General features: G+C 48.3%; 25 protein-coding genes. 19 read left to right on the top strand and 6 right to left on the bottom strand.

Features of this window, described 5'->3' with window-relative positions:
- Window positions 1-48: 48 nt before the first annotated feature.
- The 4 genes from thrS (at window position 49) to JSU04_15945 (ending at window position 3,855) form a co-directional block, all read left to right on the top strand.
- A complete protein-coding gene (thrS, locus tag JSU04_15960; protein MBS1971808.1) occupies window positions 49-2,010 on the top strand; it encodes a threonine--tRNA ligase in 1,962 nt (653 codons plus the stop codon).
- Between the two features lie 95 nt (window positions 2,011-2,105).
- Entirely contained in the window at window positions 2,106-2,708 is a 603-nt protein-coding gene (locus JSU04_15955) for a translation initiation factor IF-3 (GenBank protein MBS1971807.1), read from the top strand.
- A gap of 436 nt (window positions 2,709-3,144) precedes the next feature.
- Window positions 3,145-3,462 carry a multidrug efflux SMR transporter gene (locus JSU04_15950; GenBank protein MBS1971806.1) on the top strand — a complete coding sequence of 106 codons (318 nt, stop codon included), beginning with the start codon at window positions 3,145-3,147 and terminating at the stop codon, window positions 3,460-3,462.
- A 111-nt stretch (window positions 3,463-3,573) separates the two neighbouring features.
- Window positions 3,574-3,855, top strand: coding sequence for a hypothetical protein (locus JSU04_15945; GenBank protein ID MBS1971805.1), 282 nt, complete (start codon window positions 3,574-3,576; stop codon window positions 3,853-3,855).
- On the opposite strand, the gene JSU04_15940 is transcribed toward JSU04_15945, so the two are convergent.
- Together JSU04_15940 and JSU04_15935 are read right to left on the bottom strand one after the other, a co-directional pair.
- Complete coding sequence (locus JSU04_15940; GenBank protein MBS1971804.1) at window positions 3,852-4,166, bottom strand: hypothetical protein; 315 nt, start codon at window positions 4,164-4,166, stop codon at window positions 3,852-3,854. The genes JSU04_15945 and JSU04_15940 overlap by 4 nt on opposite strands.
- Window positions 4,167-4,175: 9 nt before the next feature.
- On the bottom strand, window positions 4,176-5,222 hold the full coding sequence (locus JSU04_15935; GenBank protein ID MBS1971803.1) for a spermidine/putrescine ABC transporter substrate-binding protein: 1,047 nt from the start codon (window positions 5,220-5,222) through the stop codon (window positions 4,176-4,178).
- 29 nt (window positions 5,223-5,251) lie between these two features.
- Between JSU04_15935 and JSU04_15930 the strand changes: the two genes are divergently transcribed.
- The 14 genes from JSU04_15930 to JSU04_15865 all read left to right on the top strand — a co-directional run bounded on the left by JSU04_15930 (window position 5,252) and on the right by JSU04_15865 (window position 16,901).
- Entirely contained in the window at window positions 5,252-6,127 is an 876-nt protein-coding gene (locus tag JSU04_15930; GenBank protein ID MBS1971802.1) for an ABC transporter ATP-binding protein, read from the top strand.
- A gap of 68 nt (window positions 6,128-6,195) precedes the next feature.
- Window positions 6,196-6,960, top strand: coding sequence for an ABC transporter permease (locus JSU04_15925; protein MBS1971801.1), 765 nt, complete (start codon window positions 6,196-6,198; stop codon window positions 6,958-6,960).
- A gap of 49 nt (window positions 6,961-7,009) precedes the next feature.
- Window positions 7,010-7,738 carry an ABC transporter permease gene (locus JSU04_15920; GenBank protein MBS1971800.1) on the top strand — a complete coding sequence of 243 codons (729 nt, stop codon included), beginning with the start codon at window positions 7,010-7,012 and terminating at the stop codon, window positions 7,736-7,738.
- A gap of 89 nt (window positions 7,739-7,827) precedes the next feature.
- On the top strand, window positions 7,828-8,610 hold the full coding sequence (locus JSU04_15915; GenBank protein ID MBS1971799.1) for a TIGR02147 family protein: 783 nt from the start codon (window positions 7,828-7,830) through the stop codon (window positions 8,608-8,610).
- The gene (locus JSU04_15910; protein ID MBS1971798.1) at window positions 8,603-9,250 is read left to right on the top strand and encodes a hypothetical protein; all 648 of its coding nucleotides are present in this window, start codon (window positions 8,603-8,605) and stop codon (window positions 9,248-9,250) included. The genes JSU04_15915 and JSU04_15910 overlap by 8 nt, the downstream gene beginning before the upstream one ends.
- Window positions 9,251-9,307: 57 nt before the next feature.
- A complete protein-coding gene (locus tag JSU04_15905) occupies window positions 9,308-10,063 on the top strand; it encodes a hypothetical protein (GenBank protein MBS1971797.1) in 756 nt (251 codons plus the stop codon).
- 117 nt (window positions 10,064-10,180) lie between these two features.
- Window positions 10,181-10,990: a transporter substrate-binding domain-containing protein gene (locus JSU04_15900; GenBank protein ID MBS1971796.1), complete on the top strand. Its 810-nt coding sequence runs from the start codon at window positions 10,181-10,183 to the stop codon at window positions 10,988-10,990.
- Between the two features lie 195 nt (window positions 10,991-11,185).
- Window positions 11,186-11,380, top strand: coding sequence for a 50S ribosomal protein L35 (locus JSU04_15895; GenBank protein ID MBS1971795.1), 195 nt, complete (start codon window positions 11,186-11,188; stop codon window positions 11,378-11,380).
- 37 nt (window positions 11,381-11,417) lie between these two features.
- A complete protein-coding gene (gene rplT, locus JSU04_15890) occupies window positions 11,418-11,765 on the top strand; it encodes a 50S ribosomal protein L20 (GenBank protein MBS1971794.1) in 348 nt (115 codons plus the stop codon).
- A 30-nt stretch (window positions 11,766-11,795) separates the two neighbouring features.
- Window positions 11,796-12,839 carry a type 2 isopentenyl-diphosphate Delta-isomerase gene (locus JSU04_15885; GenBank protein ID MBS1971793.1) on the top strand — a complete coding sequence of 348 codons (1,044 nt, stop codon included), beginning with the start codon at window positions 11,796-11,798 and terminating at the stop codon, window positions 12,837-12,839.
- Window positions 12,824-14,122: a hydroxymethylglutaryl-CoA reductase, degradative gene (locus tag JSU04_15880; GenBank protein ID MBS1971792.1), complete on the top strand. Its 1,299-nt coding sequence runs from the start codon at window positions 12,824-12,826 to the stop codon at window positions 14,120-14,122. Before JSU04_15885 ends, JSU04_15880 begins: the two co-directional genes overlap by 16 nt.
- 9 nt (window positions 14,123-14,131) lie before the next feature.
- Complete coding sequence (locus tag JSU04_15875) at window positions 14,132-15,010, top strand: hypothetical protein (GenBank protein MBS1971791.1); 879 nt, start codon at window positions 14,132-14,134, stop codon at window positions 15,008-15,010.
- 2 nt (window positions 15,011-15,012) lie between these two features.
- Complete coding sequence (gene mvaD / locus JSU04_15870; GenBank protein MBS1971790.1) at window positions 15,013-15,969, top strand: diphosphomevalonate decarboxylase; 957 nt, start codon at window positions 15,013-15,015, stop codon at window positions 15,967-15,969.
- Window positions 15,970-16,007: 38 nt separating this feature from the next.
- Window positions 16,008-16,901, top strand: coding sequence for a hypothetical protein (locus JSU04_15865; GenBank protein MBS1971789.1), 894 nt, complete (start codon window positions 16,008-16,010; stop codon window positions 16,899-16,901).
- A 37-nt stretch (window positions 16,902-16,938) separates the two neighbouring features.
- On the opposite strand, the gene JSU04_15860 is transcribed toward JSU04_15865, so the two are convergent.
- Entirely contained in the window at window positions 16,939-17,769 is an 831-nt protein-coding gene (locus tag JSU04_15860; GenBank protein MBS1971788.1) for a hypothetical protein, read from the bottom strand.
- 228 nt (window positions 17,770-17,997) lie between these two features.
- Here JSU04_15860 and JSU04_15855 point away from each other — a divergent pair, with 228 nt between their 5' ends.
- Window positions 17,998-18,378: a hypothetical protein gene (locus JSU04_15855; protein MBS1971787.1), complete on the top strand. Its 381-nt coding sequence runs from the start codon at window positions 17,998-18,000 to the stop codon at window positions 18,376-18,378.
- A 30-nt stretch (window positions 18,379-18,408) separates the two neighbouring features.
- On the opposite strand, the gene JSU04_15850 is transcribed toward JSU04_15855, so the two are convergent.
- The 3 genes from JSU04_15850 to JSU04_15840 are packed head-to-tail and all read right to left on the bottom strand — an operon-like array spanning window position 18,409 to window position 21,807.
- Window positions 18,409-19,746: an FAD-dependent monooxygenase gene (locus tag JSU04_15850; GenBank protein ID MBS1971786.1), complete on the bottom strand. Its 1,338-nt coding sequence runs from the start codon at window positions 19,744-19,746 to the stop codon at window positions 18,409-18,411.
- Complete coding sequence (gene kynU / locus JSU04_15845) at window positions 19,736-20,992, bottom strand: kynureninase (protein MBS1971785.1); 1,257 nt, start codon at window positions 20,990-20,992, stop codon at window positions 19,736-19,738. The genes JSU04_15850 and kynU overlap by 11 nt, the downstream gene beginning before the upstream one ends.
- Before the next feature lie 2 nt (window positions 20,993-20,994).
- Window positions 20,995-21,807: a fumarylacetoacetate hydrolase family protein gene (locus JSU04_15840; protein ID MBS1971784.1), complete on the bottom strand. Its 813-nt coding sequence runs from the start codon at window positions 21,805-21,807 to the stop codon at window positions 20,995-20,997.
- Window positions 21,808-21,809 lie beyond the last annotated feature (2 nt).

Raw genomic sequence — 21,809 nt, 5'->3', positions numbered from 1 at the left:
AACCTCACATACTTCGGTCGCAATCATGGCGACCAAAATTCTTTCATAATGTCACAAGTTACAATCGTTTTGCCTGATAATTCTACGAAGGTGTTTGATCACGAACCCTCGGCGCTGGAAGTGGCCCAATCTATTGGTCCGCGTTTAGCGAAAGAAACTCTTGGTGTGAAAATTAACGGATCGAACGAGATCGATGATTTGCGGACGCCTCTCAAAGATCAAAGCAAGATTGCTTTGATCACGACCAAATCTCCTGAAGCGATCGAAGTGATCCGTCACACGACGGCGCACGTATTGGCCGAAGCTGTTCAGCAGATCTGGCCTGAAGTGAAAGTGACGATTGGACCAGTGATCGAAAATGGTTTCTATTACGATTTCGATTCTCCATTCCATTTCACTGAAGAGCACTTCGCACAAATCGAAAAGAAAATGGCTGAAATCGTTGCCAAAGATTTGCCGATCGTTCGTCAGAACTGGCCGATTGCAAAAGCAATTGAGACTTTCAAAGGAATGAAAGAGCGTTTCAAAGTCGAACTCATCGAGGGTTTGGCTGAGAAGGGCGAAAAAGAAGTGGGCATCTACTTCAATGGTGACGGCTGGTTTGATCTCTGCCGTGGCCCGCATATTCAATCCACGGGTCAAATCAAGGCTTTCAAATTGATGTCGGTGGCAGGTGCTTACTGGCGTGGTGATGAAACGAAGCCGATGCTTCAGCGTATTTATGCAACAGCCTTTGCTGATAAAAAAGAACTCGATCAATATCTTCACAACCTCGAAGAGGCGAAGAAGCGCGATCATCGTAAGCTTGGTAAAGAGCTAGGTCTCTTCCACTTCCATGAGTGGGCTCCGGGGTCTCCGTTCTTCACTGGCAAGGGTGCGGTAGTTTACAACCAATTGCAGAAGTACATGCGTGAGCTGTATTTCGAGTTCGGTTACCAAGAAGTGATCACTCCGCAGATTTTTGATTCAAATCTGTTCATCACTTCAGGTCACATGGCGAACTACAAAGATAATATCTTCTTCACACGCGTGGATGAGCGCGACTTTGCATCAAAACCGATGAACTGTCCTTCACACTGCTTGTTGTTCAAGGCGGAGCCTCATTCATACAAGCAATTGCCGCTCAGAATGGCGGACTTCGGTCGCTTGCACCGTTTTGAAAAATCAGGTGCGATGCACGGCTTGACTCGCGTTCGTACGTTCTGTCAGGACGATGCGCACATCTTCTGCATGATCGATCAAATGCAGACCGAGATCGCAAGCTTCATGCAGCTCTTAAACCGCGTTTACACTCAGCTCGGTATGAACAACTACAAGATCTTCTTGTCGACTCGTCCAGAAAACCGCATGGGTTCTGACGAAGTTTGGGACAAGGCTGAAGGCGCTTTGACGAAAGCTTTGGATAGCTTGAAATTGCCATTCACGATCAATCCGGGCGATGGCGCGTTCTACGGGCCGAAGCTTGATATCATGTTCGTTGATGCTTTGAACCGTCCTTGGCAGTTGGGCACATTACAAGTCGACTTCAATTTGCCAGAAGCCTTTGGTCTTGAGTACGTGGGAGAAGACAATGCTCCCCACCGTCCTGTGATGTTGCACAGAGCGATCTTGGGTTCATTGGAGCGCTTTATCGGCGTGTACCTTGAGCACACAGCAGGACACTTGCCGCCGTGGCTCGCTCCGACTCAGGTGATGATTTTGAACATTACGGATCGTGTGAATGGTTTCTGCGAAGACTTGCAAAAGATGTTTAAAGACAACCAAGTCCGCGTAGAGTTTGACAACCGCAACGAGCAGTTGAAGTTTAAGATCCGCGAAGCACAGTTGCAGAAAGTTCCGTACATGGTGATCGTCGGCGATAAAGAAGCTGAGACGAAAACTGTGTCGCTTCGTTTGCGTGATGGCTCTGAACATAAGGGCATCACTGTCGACGAATTAATGAAATTGATTTCAAAAGATATTAACGAAAGAAAATTGCAGTCCTCTTTAATGAAAGAAGCTGCACACTAACAAAACCCTGGAGGTTTCCCATTAGCAAGTTCGAAGGTAGAAACGATTTTAGAGGCGGAGGCCAATTCCGCGGCAAGAAAGACTCTAAAGACTCGTTGAGAGTAAACCGTGAAATCCGCGCTCCTCAGATTCGTGTGATCGATGACGAGGGAAACATGCTTGGCGTGATGACGGTTCCTGAGGCATTGAGACTGGCTGAAGAACGCAATTTAGATTTGCTTGAGATCGCCCCGACGGCGACTCCTCCTACTTGCAAAATCATGGATTACGGCAAGTGGAAGTACGAAAATAAAAAGAAAGCCGCAGCAGCTCGCAAAAAACAAGTTGTTGTCAGCATCAAAGAAATCCAAATGCGTCCACGCACTGACCAACACGATTTCGAAACTAAGATGAATCACGCTCGCAGATTCTTGTTGGATGGCGATAAAGTGAAAGTAAATCTTCGTTTCATGGGTCGTGAGATGGCCCATCAAGAGCTTGGTATGGAACTCATGAAGAAATGTATTGAGTTCGTGAAGGACCTCGCTTTGGTTGAAGCCAATCCGAAAATGGAAGGTAAGCAAATGTTCTTGATGCTTGGACCTGATCCATTGAAAATTAAGGATTACTTGAAGGCTCATCCGAACAAGTCGAAGCAAGATACGAAAGAACTTGCTGAGCTTGAAGAGGAAGACGAAGAGCACGACGACGAAGACTAGAGGCACGGCCCTGTGGGCTGAAGCTGATTTAGTTGCCGGACTTTTAAAGTCACAAAACCGGGGCCCAAAGCTCCGGTTTTTTTTTTGGTTTTTGGGGCAGGAGTTTCGTTCGCGGCAAGCTGATGCTTGCTCGCCCAGTAAGGGGAACAGCGTGGACCGTCCGTCCGTGGGAACGGGGCCAGACGGCCATCGTGGCCGTCTGGGAGTGAATGCAGAAGACAAGTACTTGATTTGAAATCTCGGCTGAACAACTCGAAGGGTTCCCTGGAGACAAGAACCTGACGGCCCGGATGGCCGGCAGGAAGCGGAGCTCGAGGCAGAAGCCTCGATTCACATGGATGGAGGCACGCTCGGCGGTAGCCAGTACAGTTCTAAAAATAAGTGCGGAGCCATCACAAATCTCCGCAAATGAAAGGAAGAGACAATGACAACAAATATCGCATGGATCGTTCTCGTTATCGCCGGAGTGTTGGAATTTATCTGGGCCGCAGGCCTCAAACAGTCCGAAGGCTTCACCAAACTTTGGCCGTCTGTTTTTACGCTCGCCGTGATGGGCGTGAGCTTCTATCTGCTTTCACTTTCGATGCGCGTTTTGCCGATCGGGGTTTCTTATACTGTGTGGACGGGGATCGGAGCTGTGGGCTCTGTGATCGTTGGCTATTTCTTTTTTAATGAAAGCCTGGGCCTTGTGAAAGCGATCTGTTTGCTCTTCATTATCGGTGGCATCTTGGGACTTAAGTTCTCAGAAGGCTAAAGCGGCGAACATTTGTTTGCAGGACTGAAGGCTAGAAACGTTTACGGCCGAGAAGCGCCGCTTGGTTTCGCGATCATCCGATTCTAAATTGATGAATCGGAGGAGTGGGCGATGGTGTTAGGGATGACAGCAGAGCGCTGGATGGCGTGCGGTTTTTTGATTCTAGGTTTTAGTTTATTTTACTTTGGTTTCTTTCGCCCAGATTGGTTTTCAAAGAAGGCTAAAAATCAAAAGCCTTCTTTCAAAGATGAATCCTATTTCTGGCAAGTTTTTCCCTACGGCTTATTCTTCACAATCGCAGGTTTAACTTTTATCACTCAGCCAAGCGCAAGCAGCCTGATGGTGGCCTTCTTCTGCTTTGCTTGGGTGAAAATTCTCTACAAATTCGTTTAAAGAGTCGGGCAAGAAACGGGCTTCATCGGGCCAAAGGGTTCTACTGAGGACCAATTGGTTTCAGCGCCCATCTTGTACTCTTCTTGTGAAGGATACTTTTCGCTCGCAATCACAGTGCCGAAGCTACGGCCTTTGGCGGTGTTTGTGACCTTATAAGTGACGCCGAATTCGTCATTCTTGTAACACTCGCCAATTTTATAGATGCCCTCAACGTTGAGTCCCACGGCCTTGCGGCCGAGCTGCGCGAACACAAAAAGCATCACCACCATCGCACCCATTAAAGTTGTTAAAGCGAGTCCTTTTTTGCTCATACTAAACTCCTACTTGGTTTTTACTTCAGTCCAAAGATCTTCGTACATTTTTCCTTCAGCCCCCAAGTCACGAACGTGCTCTAACTTTTGAAAAGCGGCTGTCTCTGGGAATAGCACCGGGTTGTCTTGAATATCTTTTGGCAGATCCTTGCGGATGTCTTTTAAGATGGGCCCGCCATAGATGCTTTTTACTTTGGCGATTTCAGCTTCTTTGCTGAGAAGAAAGTTAATTAGTTTGTGAGCTGCCGCCGGATGATGAGCGCCCTTTAGTACGACGAGGTTGTCGATGGCGTAAGTGCCGCCCTCTGTCGGCAAAACGTAAGCAATCTTCCCAGGAGCTTGGGCTGCCGCCTGCAGGGCATCTGAGGAATAGGCTTGAGCGGCCACGACTTCTTTGTTTTTTAAGATATCAATCGTGTCTGAAGTAAACATCTTCACGTTCTTTTTCGCTGTAAGAAGGACATCTTTGGCCTTTTGCACTTCAACCGCTTTTGTTGAGTTCACACTCGCGCCGGTCATCTTCAAAGCCGCACCTGTGGTTTCGCGAACGTCATCCAATAGGGCAAACTTGCCTTTCAGGTCTTTGTTTTCCAAAAGATCCTTCCAGCTTTTCATTTCCCCTTTGTAAAGTTCTTTATTGTAGGCAATCCCCGTGCTCGTCCAAGTGTACGGCAAAGAGAACTTATTCTCTGGATCGAAAGACTGCTTCAAAAACTGCTCAGAAACGCCGGCTTTATTCGGGATCTCGTCATTTTTAAGCGGCTCAAGCAAACCCATCTTTGCCATGATCTCAACCATGTAATCAGAAGGAACGGCGACGTCGATTCCTGAGGAACCCATTTGGACTTTAGCGAGCAACTCTTCGTTTGAAGAGTAGTTCGAGATGTTGATTTTAATGCCGGATTCTTTTTCGAACTTTGCTTTCATTTCCGGAGACAGGTAATTGCCCCAGATCGACAGGTTCACTTCGTGTTCTTCCGGCGCTGCCGCCGGCTTTTTAGTACAACCTAGAAAAAGACCGCTAACAACTGCCAATGTGATCAATATTCTCGACATTTTTTTGAATCCTCTTTATCTTGAGACCAATGTTAGAACTTTTGAATATCGGTAAAAGTTTTTCGAGTCAAACAGCCTTAAAGGATCTGAGTTTAACAATTCAGGAAGGCGAGTTTTTTTCGCTCTTAGGACCGAGTGGCTGCGGTAAAACAACGCTCCTCAGAATTATTGCCGGTCTCGAGAGCGCCGATCAAGGCCAGATCCTGCTGAAAGGCGAGCGCGTGGATACGCTGCCTGCGATGAAGCGGCCTTTTAACATGGTTTTTCAGCGCTACGCTCTGTTCCCGCACCTAACGGTAGAGCAAAATGTCGCTTACGGCCTGAAGCTAAAGAAAAAATCCCCCGATGAAATCCACAATGAAGTCACTAAAGCTTTAGCTCTGGTGGACATGGCTTCGTTCCGCGACCGCCGCCCTGAAACTCTGTCGGGAGGTCAAGCTCAGCGCGTGGCAATCGCCCGAGCGCTGGTGAATAAACCAAAAGTTCTTCTTTTAGACGAGCCCCTTTCAGCTTTGGATCAAAAACTGCGCGAGCACATGCAAAAAGAGCTCAGGGCTTTGCAGCAGAAGCTGGGATTGACCTTTATTTATGTGACCCATGATCAGGATGAGGCCTTTGCGCTGTCTGACAGGATTGCGATCATGGATCATGGCGTGCTCGAGTACGTTGGCTCACCGAAAGAGATCTTTGAAATTCCAGAAAATCATTTCGTGTCTGAGTTCGTCGGTCAAAGAAGCCACTTACAAGGAGAGCTCGCTGCGATTGCGCCTGAGTTTTTAACTCTAAAGCTTGCTGACGGCAGCCTCGTCAAAAGCCGCTACAATATGCCGGCGTCCGAATTAAAACTTGGCATGAAACTCCATCTTTATGTCCGTAAAGCCATGGCGGTCGGAGCCACGCCGTGAAGGCGAAGCGCGAGCTGCTTTCATTGCCGGCGCTTTTGTGGTTTGCCGGATTTATCTTTGTTCCATTGATGATCGTGCTGGCAGTCAGTTTTGCGACCCGCGGAGTCTACGGTGGGTTTGCCTGGGACTTGTCCTTTGCAAACTTTGGTCGAAGTTTTTCTGCGGCTTACCTGGGGATTTTGCTACAAAGTCTGATTGTCGCCACAGTGACGACGGCGCTCTGTATGGTGATCGGGGTCCTTATGGCATGGTCGATGGCAACGGCAGAGCCCGAATACAGATATTTTTACGTCTGTGCCGTGGCGTTGCCGTTTTTAACGAACCTTGTGATTCGTATTTACGCGGTTCGTGTGTTTGTCGGCTTTGAGGGCCCATTGCAAACGCTGCTCACCGCTCTGGGAATTCCATTTGATCCTTTTGCACTTTCGCAAAATCAATGGCTCGTTTACTACGGGATGGTGACGACGTATCTGCCGTTTATGGTTTTACCTCTGTATGGTGCCTTTGAGAAATTTGATTTCTCGCTGGTGGAAGCGGCTCAGGATCTGGGGGCGGGGCCATGGCGAATTCTCAAAGACGTGATTTTGCCAAATTTGAAAAAAGCCCTCGTCAGCGGCGCTGTTCTGGTTTTTGTGCCGGCAATGGGCGAGTATGTGATTCCGGATCTTTTGGGCGGCGCTAAAAATATGCTGCTTGGAAATCTGATCACCGAGCAGTTTCTTAAATCCCGGGACTGGCCACTGGGCTCGGCCCTGTCGGTTCTCCTTATTTTCATTTTGCTCATGGTCGCTTTTGCAGTGATGAGACAGACGGGGGAAAAACGTGGCCACTGAACGTCGTCGCCCCAAAGCCCCGTGGCCTGCGCGCATTCTGCTTTGGCTGATGCTGGCACTTTTGTATATTCCAATTCTTGTGATGTTGATCGGCTCCGTTTTGGATTCTAGTGGCTTGACGCTGAAGTGGTTTCAAGAGGTCTTCGCCGACAGCGGGCTCATGAGCGCTTTGGGAAATAGTCTGATCGTTGCGCTCAGCTCCAGTGTGTTATCGACGTTGCTTGGAACTTTTGCGGCCATCGGTATCTTCCGCACAAAATCCAAAATGCGTTTTGCCGTCGAAGGGCTGTCGCTGGTCTCATTGATCTTTCCGGAGATCGTGTTTGCGTTGTCCTTACTCTCCTGGTTTTTCGTTCTAGGGTTGGAGCTGGGCCTGACCACGGTCGTGATGGCGCATGTGAGTTTTTCGCTTTCCTACGTGATGATGACGGTGAGTGCGCGGCTCGCCAATATGGATGCGTCGCTTGAAGATGCCGCCCGCGATCTTGGGGCGAGTGAGCTTGAAATTATTAAATCCATTCTGATTCCACTTTTAAAGCCCGCGATCTTTGGCGGTTTTATTCTTAGTTTCTTGCTGTCCTTCGACGATTTCCTGATTACCTATTTTGTGAATGGAGTCGGCCAGGACACTTTGCCAATCAAGCTCTATGCGGCGATGAAAATGGGCGTAAGCCCTAAGTTGCACGCGCTTTCGAGTTTAATGCTCTTATTCACCTGCGTCCTTTTGGGGATTTTAATGCGAAGCAGGGTTCTGAAGGCCCTTTTTGGCCAGAAATAAATTGTTCTCCTCGATAAAAAAAACAATTTGCAGTGATTCAAGGACTCCTTTGTTGATTTCGGGATCATGTTTTTTTTTAATCCAGACTTATGAAACAAAACAATTCAGCTTTAAGCTTCAGCATGCTTTTGCGTGCTGAGTTGGAAAAAAGAAAGAGCCGGAATATCCGCTACTCCATGCGGGCCCTGGCGCGGGACCTGAACATCACGCCGTCTAAAATGTCGGAAATCCTCAATGGCAAACGCCGGGTCGGGCCACAGCTTTTTGAGAAGATCACTCTGGGTTTGGGGCTTTCTTCGGATGAGATGGCTCATTACCACCGTGTTTTTAGGGCAGAAAGCCGCCACTACGAAGTCTTTGGCGAGTTCGGCCGTCCACTGCTTGAAGATGAGTACGCCTTGGTGTCAGAGCCCATTCATTTTACCATTCTCAGTCTGCTTGAAACCAAAGATTTTCAGTCGGATGAGGCCTGGATCGCTCGCCGTTTGGGTGTGACCTTGGAGTGTGTTCAACAAGCTATTGAGCGACTTTTGAATCTAGGACTTGTCGTGCGCGATGCTAATGGCAATCTGGTTCCCGGCCAGAATGGAGTCACGACGACCCATGAAATGCCCTCTGAGGTTTTGCGCAAATCACATCGCAACGTGATCAACCAGTCGCTTGAGAGTTTGGACCGTGATAAAGTCGAAGATCGCGATTTTAGCAGTATCACGATCACTATGAATCCGGAAAAAATGAAAGAAGCCAAAGAACTTCTGCGCGAGTTCCGTCGTCGCTTCTGCCGCCTGATGGAAGGCGAAGAAAAGAACGAAGTGTATACGTTAAACCTGCAATTCTTCCCGAACACCGTACGCGAGGCTCGTCATGTTTAGATTGGTTTTTTTAGCAGTTTTTCTTTTTCATTCAGCCGTGTTTGCATTGGGCCAAGAGCGCGGCAACGGTGGATATATTATTTCTTGTGAAGGCCAGGCCCAGGACGAGTTTTTAGATTATTACGCGGCTCGTATGACCTACAACAATCGCCGCGCGATTCCTCTTTTGCCGTTGGACGGAACTGCCTATGATAAAGCGAAAAAAGCTTTTGAAAAGTATGGCGAGCTTGAACCCGTTTTAGCTGCGAAGTTTCAAAAACATCTCGAAGCGTTTGCTTCATTGGTGGTTTTTGTCGAAAGCTTTTCCTCCTATTTCGTGACGAGGGACTCCTCTTGGAAAAGAGAACTATCACCTTATTGCGATCTCAAGCAGATGATTGTTCAACTGTATGACGGTTCGACAAAGTATTACGTGCATCAGGGCTATTGGAGCCGTATTTCTGAAGATCAAAAGGCGGCTGCCATGATTCATGAAATTGCTTACAATGAGTTCCTAAATCACAATGGAAATTATGGAGTGGACGACAAGCCGGTTCGGCAGTTGAGCTCGTTTATCATTGCCCTGGCGGGCGGGGTGGTGACTCCCAAAGTCTATACCCAGAGCGATCTCGCGTTTTTGGTGGCGAGTTTTTGGAAATAGGCCCGGGCTGTCTCTTGTCGAAAACTTCGCCATGAAAACAGCCTAAAAACCCTGTTATTGCGACCTCTTACGGCCTCAGGATTGCTCTTATCACCGCCGATGGTGGTTCGTTTCCTACTAAGTCTTATTTTTAGTATTTTGACGGCGTCCGCGGCGTTTGCCTCGGGGCCTGTTTATGACGTGGTTTTCGACCTCGATTGGACCCTTTTCTATCCGGTCAAAAAGCTCGAAACCACCGAGACCGTTCAATTCGGCGAAGAGTTCTATCAGCCCGCAGAAAAAGCGATCGAAGTTCTTATCAAGCTCCATCAAGATGGGCATCGTGTGAGTTTATTTAGTGGTGGCAAGGCTCCGCGAAATCAGGCGCTGGCGAATTATCTCCTGAATGAAATCCAAACTCGCGGTGTGCGAGATTTTAGCTTCTACAAAGTTTTGAATTTCGAAGATCTCTCGCGTCGTGATGGGGCGAGCGAGGGCGACAAATTTGCTGTGCGCTATGCGAAAGACCTTACCAAAATCAATCCAGATTTGAGCCATGTTGTCTTGGTGGATGACCTCCCGGAATTTGCTGTCTCAGGACAAGAGAAAAACATGTTTGGTCTTGGGCGCACTTACGCCTTTCATCAGGCCTATGTCCCTGAGGCTCAGGGTGTTTACGACCCGCCAAACGCTCAAGAATGGCTCAGAGAGCGTCTTAAAATACTCCATTTCTATACGCAGTTTAGCCAAGTCGCGCAGGCTCCAGAGCCGCTCACACAGCTCAAAGCGCTGAGTCAGGGCTATGGAATTTGTTCGAAAGTTTTTAGCTTTTAATGAAGCAGAGTTTCGTTCAAGATCGCTTCATTTCTCTACATTAAGATCCACTTTCCTTTAAAAATCGGAGTACTTTTCCGAGAAGAGACTATTGGGGGATTTATTCGGACACTGGTTGTGCTGATCTTAATTCTGACCTTTCAAGCGGCTTCTGCAAAAGAGGTCGTGCGGCTCTCTACGGGAGAGTGGCGGCCCTATGTCTCAGAAACGGAACCCGACAACGGCATTATGGTACAAATCACCAAAGAGGCCTTCGCTCTGAAAGGGGTCGAAGTTGACCTCGGCTTTTTCCCGTGGGGTCGCGCCACGCAGTCTTCGAAAAACGGTGACTGGGATGGAACGATTGCTCTGGTGCGCCTGACAGAACGAGAACCTTTTTATCTTTTTAGTGAGCCACTTTATGTTGGCCGCTATGCTTTTTTCCACCTGAAAAATGTCGATTTCAAATGGAAAGACTATACGGATCTTAAAAACATGACCATTGCTTCAACCATTGGGTTTGGCGGCATGGGTGAAGACTTCATACAAGCGGAGAAAAAGGGCACCATCAAGGTTCTGCGCCTGGGCTCGGATACTCAGAGCTTCAACATGCTGATGGCTAAACGGGCGGATGCAGTTCCGAGCGACGTTGAGGTCGGCTATGTGCTTTTACGCAAGCTCTATGGTGATAAGGCCAATCAGATCACCCACGATTCTGAACACTATATTGTGAGGTCGGACTACCGGCTGGCAATTTCCAAAAAGATTAAAAACGGCCCCGCCCTGATTGCGAAGTTCAATGAGGGCCTGGCTCAGCTCCGCAAATCCGGTCGCTACGATGAGATTTTGAAAACTTGGTACGAGCGCCCGGTTTACAAAGACGCGGTTCCTATGGACTTCCTCATTCGTCCCCCGGCTCGCGGGGGCCTTAAAAATGCCAACAGATAGGGCATCGGCCCATTAGGCACCTGTTTTCGCTCATTTATGCGTCGTATATAAAAACTTCAAGTCTCGTTAACCCCTTAAAAGAGCTTGATTTTCAACACGCCACAGCCTAAAACAATCAGCTCATTATCACTGATAAAGGCACCAACAAGAGCTTAGACACCCGTTTAAGACGCCCCTATCGGAGGAAAGATAACTATGAAAATGCGTACGCATTCAGGCGCTAAAAAGCGTATGAAATTGGTAGCCGGCGGCACCAAGATCAAAAAGAAAAGCACACGTCTTCGCCACTTGAACTCTCACATGAGCTCAAAAACAAAAAGACAATTGGGTAAAACTTCTTACGTAGAAAAAGCAAACTTGCTCCAAGCAAAACGTTGCTTGGTATTCTAACGTTAACTTCTCACTGAATAGATAATCGGAGTAAAAAATGGCTCGTGTAAAAAGCGGTAAAACAAATCGTGCTCGTCATAAAAAGGTTTTAAAAAGAACAAAGGGTTACTACTCAGCTGGTTCCCGTTGCTACATCCACGCGGTTGAGAAAAACGACCATGCATTACAATATGCATACCGTGATCGTAAGGTTAAAAAACGTAACTTCCGCGCTTTGTGGAACCAACGTATCAATGCAGCAGCTCGTTTGAACGGCACTACATACTCTCGCTTGATTGGCGGCTTGATCAAAGCTGGCATCCAAGTGGACCGTAAAGTAATGGCTGATTTGGCGATCACTGACGCAGCAGCATTCGCAGCTCTTTGCAAACACGCTTTGGCGTAGTTTGCAGCAAGCTTCGAGAGTGAGCTTGTAATGTCAGAGTCTTCATCGCAATTCGAAAAAAGAAAACAAGATCATATTCGAATCGCTCTGGACCCTCGCTCCCAAGCAGAGGGTCTTTCCGGACTCGACAACGTACAACTCATTCACGAAGCGCTACCTAATCTCAATTTTAAAGAGGTCGATTCTTCGACCTCTTTTTTTTCGAAAAAGATCTCAGCTCCATTCTTCATTAGCTCCATGACCGCAGGCCACGAAAAGGGCCTCGAGATCAATTCACGTCTTGCAAAGCTCAGCGCCGAAAAACAAATTCTGATGGGAGTCGGTTCCCAGCGCCGCGAACTTGCAGACCCTGAAGCTCGTCAAGAATGGAAAGAAGTCCGCAAGCAAGCTCCGAAGGCTTTGCTTCTCGGAAACTTAGGCATTGCCCAAGTTATCCGTACGCCGGTGGATCAAGTTCAAGCCCTGGTTGAATCGCTTGAGGCAGAAGCTTTGTTCGTTCACCTAAATCCTTTGCAAGAATGCCTGCAGCCCGAAGGCACCACGGAGTTCCGTGGCGGTGAGGCAGCGATCGAGAAACTGGCTAAAACGCTTTCGATCCCGGTGATCGTGAAGGAAGTTGGTTGTGGCTTCTCGAAAGATACGCTGAAGCGCATCTATAACCTCGGTGTTTATGCTGTGGACGTCAGCGGCCTTGGCGGCACTCATTGGGGCCGTGTTGAGGGCTATCGCTCTGAAAAAACAGAGCTTTTATTCCAAGTGGCCCAGACATTTGAAAACTGGGGCCTCTCAACAGTGGAAAGTTTGCTAAGCGCCAAGGAAATCGATGAAAAAATCCCAGTTTGGGCATCTGGAGGCGTGCGCGATGGCCTCCAAGCTGCTAAGCTCCTGGCTCTGGGTGCAGATATGGTGGGCATTGCCCAGCCATGGTTGAAAGCGGCATTGGAAAGTCCAGAGGCTGTGAACGACTTGTACGAAAAATTACTGCTTGAGCTCAAGATCGCGATGTTCTGCACGGGCGTCGCAAATATCGGCGAGTTCAAGACGAAGAGGGTTTGGAAATGGCACGCACGTTAAGTGATATTTTTAAAGGCTTCTCAAAACTCACACGCCGCGAACGTTTGGCGGCTCTTGAAGAAACCGGGACGCTGGAATCCCGTGATATTGAATTCCTCGACAAGGGTGGTTTGAAAGACCACAGCTTGGGCGAAAAGTTTATTGAAAATGTGATTGGCTACTTCCAAGTTCCGTTGGGAGTGGCAACGAATTTTCGTATCGATGGCAAAGACTACGCGATCCCCATGGCGGTTGAAGAGACGTCCATCGTCGCAGCTGCCAGCAAAACGGCAAAATGGATTCGTGAGATCGGCGAAATCACAACGGAGGTTGTGGGCGCTGATATCATCGGTCAAATCCAGTGCGCTCTTGTAAAAGATTATGCTGCTTTTGAGAAGGCTCTTCTTTCTCAGAAAAATTACCTGATTGAAATTTCAAATCGTGAAGTAGCCTTCGGCCTTGTTCGTCGTGGTGGTGGCGTGACAGATATCACTGTTCGCCGCGTGCCTCGTGGTGACGGCCAAGATATGGCAGTTGTGCATGTAATGATGAATCCGTGCGATGCGATGGGTGCGAACATCATCAATCAAGTTTGTGAATTCTTGAAAGAGCCGATTGAGCAGTTCACCGGCGAAAAAGTAACGATGTGTATTCTTTCAAACCTCGTCGACACGAAAGTGACTCGTGCGGTGGTGGTATTGAATGACATCGAAGCGGACCTTGCTCAGAAAATTGAAGAGGCTTCTTTGTTTGCTCAGCAAGATCCTTACCGTGCGGCAACCAACAACAAAGGTGTCTTAAACGGGATTGATCCGATCTTGATTGCGACCGGTAATGACTGGCGCGCGGTGGAGGCGGGGATTCATGCTTATGCGGCTCGTGACGGGCAGTATCGCTCTATTACAAAATGGAAGCGCGATGGAAACAAGCTTGTGGGCGTATTTCAGGCTCCGCTGGTTGTGGGCACTGTGGGGGGCGTAACAACGCTTCATCCAACAGCCGCTTTGTGCATGAAGATGCTCGGAGTAGAGTCTGCAAATGAACTTTCTCGCGTGATGGCGGCTGTGGGGCTTGTTCAGAACTTAGGTGCTTTGAAGGCTCTTACGACGGTGGGGATCATTGAAGGTCACATGAAGTTGCACATTAAGAACCTGACATTGGGGGCTGGCGCTGAAGAGCGCGAGATTCCTATCGTTGTCAAAAAACTCGAAGAGATCCTTGCGATCCGTAAGAGAATTTCTTTGAGCAATGCGATTGAAGTTCTGCGTGAATTGCGTGCTTCCGATAAGCAGATTTCTCAGTAGGAGTCTGCTTTGTCTTCGTCCTTGGTTTTCACGGTTCCGGGAAAAAGTTTTTTAGCAGGTGAGTACCTGGCAATGAAGGGTGGACCTAGTCTGCTTTTCACTTCAAAGCCGCGCTTTGAACTGCATACAAAACCTGGAACTGGCAAAGCCGAAGGAATTCACCCGGAATCTCCGGCCGGAAAACTGATCGCGGATCACCAAGCTTTTTTCTCTAGATATGATTTAAAATTCGTCGATCCTCATGAGGGTCGTGGCGGCTGGGGAGCTTCAACGGCTCAATTCCTGGCGGCGTTTGTTTTTAATGAGTGGCGCGAGTCCTGTGAACTTGAAACGTTAAAGTCTTTGAGTATATCGCGTCTTTTAGAGTCGTACTGGAAATACGCTTGGAGCGGCGAAGGCTATCGCCCGAGTGGCGCGGATCTGGTGGCTCAGTATAAAGGGTCGCTGACGTTTTTTGAACGCAACACCGGACATGTCGGCGTCTATGGCTGGACTTTTTCAGATATTGATTTTGCTTTGATCCCGACGGGTAAGAAATTGCCAACTCATGAACATTTAAAAGCCCTCGCGGATTTTGATGCCTCTGGTATAGAGGCGGCTCTAGCAAAGATTCGAGCTTCGCTGACGAGCGGGGATTCTGGCGAATTCGTCGCGGGGATTCAGGACAATGCGAAGGCTCTTGCGGCGTTGGGCTTTGTGGCGCCTTACACTCAGGAATTCTGTAAAGAGCTTTCGCAAAAACCAGGCGTGCTTGCCGTGAAGGGCTGTGGCGCTTTGGGTGCGGATGTGGTGCTGGTGGTTTTTGATAAGAAACACGCCGATCCGTTTAAAAACTATGTGACTTCAAAAGATCTGAGCCACGGTCTTGAGATTCTGGTGAAGGATTAATTATGCAATCAGTGATGGCTTCTGCTCCTTCAAATATCGCGTTGATTAAATACATGGGGAAGACCCAAACCTCTGGAAATATTCCGACGAACGCGTCTTTGTCTTACACTTTGGATCACTTGCGTACGTCGGTGAGGCTTACTCCGCAAATCGGCAGTCAAGACACTTGGTCTGCACTTGAGGGAGATGAGTTTGAACCGATGCGCTTATCTGAAAAGGGCCAGACTCGTTTTCTTGCGCACCTGCAGTTTTTGAAAAAACAGTGGGGCATTGAGCAGAGTTTTCTCGTGGAATCTGCGAATAATTTTCCTTCAGACTGTGGCCTTGCGAGCTCCGCTTCTAGTTTCGCGGCCCTGACCTTGGCTGCTGCGAAGATGTTTCAGCAAATCAACCCCCAAGGCTTTGGCGAAGATATGCGAACGCTGTCAGGCTTTAGCCGCCAAGGTTCTGGTTCTTCTTGCAGGTCTTTGTACACGCCTTGGGCTTTGTGGGCGGCTGAGTATGCCGAGCCGATTGAATTTCCGTACAAGAAACTATTGCATCAAGTGATCATCGTTGAGGCTGGTAAGAAAGAAGTATCTTCCAGCGAGGCGCATAAGCTCGTGGCGAAAAGCTCGCTTTTCCCAGGACGTATTGAGCGCGTTGAGAAGCGTATGAAAGAACTGAACTTTGCTTTGCGATCTCAAGATTGGAAAACCAGTTTTGATGTGGTGTGGGCGGAGTTCTGGGATATGCACGCACTGTTTGCAACCTGTGCACCACCGTTTATGTATATGACCGCGGGTTCACAGAAGGTTCTTGAAGAGATTCTGCAATTCTGGAAAGAGCAGGGCGATGGCCCGCTTGTAACGATGGATGCAGGCGCGAATGTGCATTTCCTATGGCGCGAGGATCAAAAAGAAATGGCCAAAACTCAAGAAAATCATTGGCAGCAACACTTTAGAGTGATTTGTTCGTAGGCAGTGTGGAGGCCTGGAGGGCCGTAACTGGAGCAGCAATGAAAACATTTTCGACCCAAGTGCCTGGTAAGTGGATTTTAGCTGGTGAACACGCGGTTTTGCGCGGAGTTCCGGCCTTGGTATTCCCATTGCGTTCACGTGTTTTAGATTTGAGCTATGCGTGCCCGGCGGACTCAAAGGCATTGAATTTGTATTTGCATGGTGAGCACGGTGAAGAGTTGCAGCTCCTGGTGTGGGGCGTGTTGGAGCGCGCCTGTGAAATTAAAAAAATCTCGCGCACTTCGCTGGTTGGCGATTTGACGCTGAAAAGCTCGATTCCGGTGGGTGCTGGGATGGGGGCTTCAGCGGCCCTTTGTGTGGCACTTACAAAATGGCTTCATTTTTTGAATGTCGTAAAAGAAGAAGAAATGTTTGAGTTTGCTCGCACGCTGGAAAATCTTTTCCACGGCGAAAGCAGTGGTGTCGATATCGCCGTCTCTTTAAGTGGCCAAGGCTTACACTATCAACGAGGTGGCGAGCGCAAGGTGCTGAATCTGCAATGGACTCCGCACTGGTATATTTCTTATTCTGGTAAAAGAGGCGTGACTCTTGAATGCGTGAATAAAGTAAAAGAACTGATCGCTGGCAATCCAGAGCTTGGTTCGGCAATCGATGGGCAAATGCGCACAGCGGTTGCCATGTGTGAAAAAGCTCTGACAGATCCTGATGAGGCAAAATCTTTAGAGCTTTTAAAAGCAGGCATTGAAAGTGCCGGTGAAGTGTTTGAGCGCTGGGGTCTGACCGAAGGGGCTCCGCAGACCCATATGGAGATGCTGAAGAAGGCAGGTGCTGTCGCCGTGAAGCCAACGGGCTCTGGTGGCGGTGGTTATGTGCTGAGTCTTTGGACGACACAGCCTCCGGAGGAACTGCTGCCGAAACTGATTCCTTGCTAATAACAAGATTCTAAATTTTCCCCGCTATATTTTCTTACTAAAAGCGGCCGGTCAGATAAAGCTGCGGGCCCCAGTATTGATAGGTGAATTTTCCGTCCCAGGAATCTTTCGTGACATCTACATCGAATTTGAAATAGTTGACGGCGAGGCCTACACCGACGTTGTTTGAGAACCAATAGCCGCCGTCAATTGTCGCTGTTGTGACGGTGCCTTGATAATACATACCTGTGGCTTTGAGTTTATAAATGAAGGCTCCGAGGTTGCCACCGACACTCCATTGAGGAGTAAAGAAGTAATTCCCGTCAACGCCCACCACTGGCAGTGGTGCATCGGCATCGGCCTCGGCGTTCTTATTAAAGTCGGAAGGATTGGTTGTGATACTGCCGGCAACATTGAAGTTAATCTTGGACCATTGCAAACCAATGTATCCTGCGAATTCAAACTGCGCATCTTGGGTGAAAGAGTACATGTAGCTGATAGGAATTACGCGGAATTTCAGATCCGTGGTGAGTTCAGCACCAATCGGATAGACTTTATCGCCGATATGGATTTCTTCATTGATGACTCGATCGCCGTGGCGATTGAAGTCAAAGAGCCCCACTTGCACCCGGTGATTCGGAGCAAATCTCCATGTGGCACTTCCCCACAGCAGAGTTTGAGTTTTGTTAAGACCCAGCCGGTCTTCCAGATGCAAATCGGTTCCGCGTTCGATCAATCTGTTGTCGACGCGGGTGTTAGAGTCAAACTCCGGTAAGAAATAACCCATCTGAAGATAGAACTTTTCTTGAAAAGGAGTGATTTCCTGTGCGTGAGCGTGCCACGGCACTAGCCATAACCATGAGAGTATCCAAAATACATGTGATTTCATATCTTAAGTATTTTCACGATGTTGAGAGAGATAAAACGGAAGAAGTTCGCTCGTGTGAAGAAACATTTCCGAGATGAAAGAAAGCGTCTTGTGGCAGATTTAGAGATGGCGTTTCCATGCGGAAATGCAAACATTTTTAACTATAGGTATATGCCTATGATATGGTTATCTTAATTTTATTTTACCTATTTTACCAAGAGAGCTAAAAACGCTGGCAAGGGAGGTTTCATGAAAACCAAAATGCTTCTTGTTTTAGCGACAGTTCTTTTTAGTCACTCTAGCTTTGCTGCAGGTCCAGAGATCTGGTGGGCGATTCGCGTAGACTGTAACGTTTTCCAGCGAGCGATTAATATCCACCTCGATGAGAAAAATGGCAATGCCGTTACAAACTCATACGCAGGCCGTGGTATCTACAACTACGAAACTCTTACCTTTGATCAATGCACGAATGACGATGACTCTATCACTTGCGAGGGTACTAGCAACGGCCTCAGAGCTGATAAAAAGATCCATCTTTCAATCAATAGAAGAACTGATGGCACCTTCTTTGGTCAATTGGACCTCGGCAGAGGCGCTCCGTTCACAATGGGTTGTTTGCTGAGTCGTTAGTGAGCAAGGGCTTTTTACAAAGCCCTGTATTTATAAACCGTGCTGTTTCAGGAAAGGCTCGTAGGTCTTTCTCAGTACGGTTTCTGCTTTTTCAAGCGACACATCGTCGGCGGATTTAATTCCAGTCATGAGCTCCGCAAGAACTTGATCCTGTAAGCGGCCTGCTTGCTGAACTAGGTGGTAAGGAATCAGAGTATAAGTCACCATACCGTAGCGAGACTTAAAGAGTGCCGGGAAGTTCTTCTCGAGTAGGCCTTCGATCTTTTTGCGTAATTGGAATTGCGGATCCGCAACTTTTTCGCTCATCTCATACCAGTTTTCAATCGCCATATCGGCAATCGCATTGGCATTCGGACGTTGCATTTGATCATACTCTGCCAATGCTTTTGACCAGTCGTTATTTGTACGATCTAAGATGGCAAGTAAGTTCGTACAGTCTTCAAAACCGGAGTTCATGCCTTGGCCAAAGAATGGAACAATCGCATGAGCCGCATCGCCCATCAGAGCCACCGAGTTATCAAAGACCCACTTTGTGCAACGGACAGTGCCGAGCGCTCCTTGCGGATTCTTTTCAAAGTCTTCGAGATAGTGAGGCATCATCGGAATAGCATCTGGGAATTCGTTCTTGAATAAATTCTCGACGTCTTTTGTGTTTTTAATATTTTCAAAGCTGACTGGACGCTGACCCTTTGGCAGATACAGAGTCATCGTAAAACTGTCGTCGAGGTTTGCAAGCGCCATCATCATATGCGAGCCGCGTGGCCAAATATGCAGAGCTTTTTTATCAAGGGAGTTCGGAGCCGGCAAGAAGAGCTCTTTGTAATCTGCCGGCAACCACTCCGTCGTTTCACTCGTCAGATTTTGCTGGGCCATCTGTTTTCTAACGGCGCTGCCGGCGCCATCGGTTCCGAAAAGAACATCGTAAGAGTGCTTTTCGCCGCCGCCAAAAGTGACGATCTTGTTTTTGAAATCGATATTTTCTAAAGAATGCTGAAAGTAAACCTTCGCGCCTGCATGCTCGGCCTCTTCGATCAGAAACTGATTCAAGGCACTGCGGGAAATGGAAAGATTGCGTTCGCTTTCTTTGCCATAGGGCTGATAAACGAGGTCGCCGGTTTTTGGGTGAATCATACGGCCATAGACGGGGACCGCAAGCTCGAGGGCCTTTTGCAGAAGACCCGCTTTATCAAGCGCGTTGACGCCTCGGGAAGTGATTACCAAGTTGATCGAGCGGCCAGCCTCGGAGTGGCTTAAGCGAGGGTCTGCGCGCTTTTCAAAGACGGTGACGTCGATGCCTCTTTTGCGCAAAAGCACGGCCCATAAAGAGCCGACAAGTCCTGCGCCAATGATCGTGATTTTATTTGCCATGCATGACCTCTTTAAAGGTCTGAACTAGGCGGTAGATGTCTTCGTGGTTGTTGTACAAAGGAACTGGTGTCGCGCGAATGATATCTGGCTCGCGGAAATCGACGAAGGCACCACGCTCGCGCAATTTACCGGCCCAAGCGCGTGGTGATTCTTTGAAGCGCAAACACAGCATGGATCCACGTTGTGGCAATGGTGGAGTGACGATTTCTACTTGGCCTTCAAGTTCCGTGCGGATTTGGTTTTCGAAATAGCTTGTGAGCTTGTCGCCTTTTTCGCGCAGGCCTTTGATGGTGGCTTTGTCAAAAAGCTCCATGGAAGCGCGAAGGCTTGCGAGCTGGAAGATCGGCGGGTTGCTAAGCTGCCAAGCTTCGACAGTTGGAATCGCGTCGAAGTCCGGGCCCATTTTAAAGCGCGTGCTCTTATTCTGCCCCCACCAGCCTTCAAAGCGTGGCAGAGTTTTTGAGCCAAGATGTTTTTTATGAACGAAGGCTCCGGCAATACCGCCAGGTCCTGCGTTCAGGTACTTGTAAGAACACCAAACAGCAAAGTCGACATTCCAGTCATGAAGTTGCAAGAGTAAGTTCCCTGCGCCGTGAGCGAGATTAAATCCTGCGACAGCACCCACACTGTGGGCTTTCTCGGTAATCTTGCTAAATGGAAAGCATTGGCCTGAAAGATAATTACAGTTGCCAAGCATCACAAGACAAAGCGATTCGCCGAGGTCTTGCATTTTCTGCAGCAGATCTTCTTCGCGCAAATGAGCTTCACCCGCGCGTGGTTTAATCTCAACAACGGCTTCGCGCGGATCAAAACCGTGGAAGCGTGCCTGAGAATCCACAGCGTACTTATCCGACGGGAAAGTATTTGCTTCGATTAAGATTTTGAAACGGGATTTTGTCGGACGGTAGAAGCTCACCATCAAAAGGTGCAAGTTGACCGTCAGAGTATTCATCGCAACAACTTCTTCATTTTCGGCGCCCACAAGGCGGGCAAAGCTTGCTGTGATGTTTTCGTGGTACGGGAGCCAAGGATGATCGCCTTCGAAGTGGCCTTCAACGCCGTATTTACCCCAAGCTTTCAATTCTTGATTGATGTAGGTGTCAGCCTTCTTCGGCATCAAGCCTAAGGAGTGGCCGGCAAAGTACATGGGCGGCTGACCGCTAGGAGTTTCTGGGAAAATAAATTCATCACGGAAATTCTTAAGAGGGTCTTTTTGATCGAGGGCGCGAGCATCAGCTAATGACATTTTTAATTTCCCTTCACAGTCACAGAAACAGGTGGCAATTGATCTACGTTCAATGAAACTTTCATTCCAGGTTTGAGCATCTCAGCAGCTGTGGCTGCTCCGGCAAGAACAATGCTGCCGGCTTTTAGAACTTGATCGCGTTCTGCCAGCAGTGCGCAGAGCTGAATCACAGAAGCTACGGGATCGCCTGAGATGTCTTTGGAAATGCCAGTTTGCACCGGCTTTCCATCAACAAACATTTCCATTTTCAAATGGATGAGGTCGATGTTTTTAAAATCCTTCACCCAAGGACCTACGACGAAATCTGAAGATGACGAGTTGTCGGCGATCACATCTTCCATCGAGAAGTATTTAAATTCTGTGTAGCGTGAATCTAAGATTTCGAGCGCACTGGCAACACCACCACAGGCTGCAAGAACCTGTTCCCGAGTGACGTTTCCGGCGAGGTCTTTTGAGATCAAAAACGCGATTTCAGGCTCGATCTTTGGGTGAATGGAGCCCTCGAGCGGAAACACGCCGCCGTCAGCAACTTGCATCTTGTTCGTCAGAAATCCATAGAGCGGTGAATCGAGGTTCATCTGGCGGCGTTTTGCCTCCGAAGTAAGTCCCATTTTCCAGCCAACTTGAGTTTCTCCGCTTTCTAGGCAGGCCTTCATTTGCAGCTCTTGAATGGTGTAAGCTTCTGCGCGGGAAAAGGACGTGATTTCCTTGCTGATCTGCGGAATTGGTGTGTGATTGAGTCTGGCGACCTGCAGCACATCGGCCCAATAAAGGGTATTTATCTTATTATCTTTCGTCATTTTCTCTTTCACCATAG

The sequence above is a fragment of the Bdellovibrionales bacterium genome (genome assembly GCA_018266295.1).
Classification (GTDB): domain Bacteria; phylum Bdellovibrionota; class Bdellovibrionia; order Bdellovibrionales; family Bdellovibrionaceae; genus JACMRP01.
Note: the sequence above shows the minus strand (reverse complement) of the source record. Positions and strands in the feature narration are given on the sequence as shown.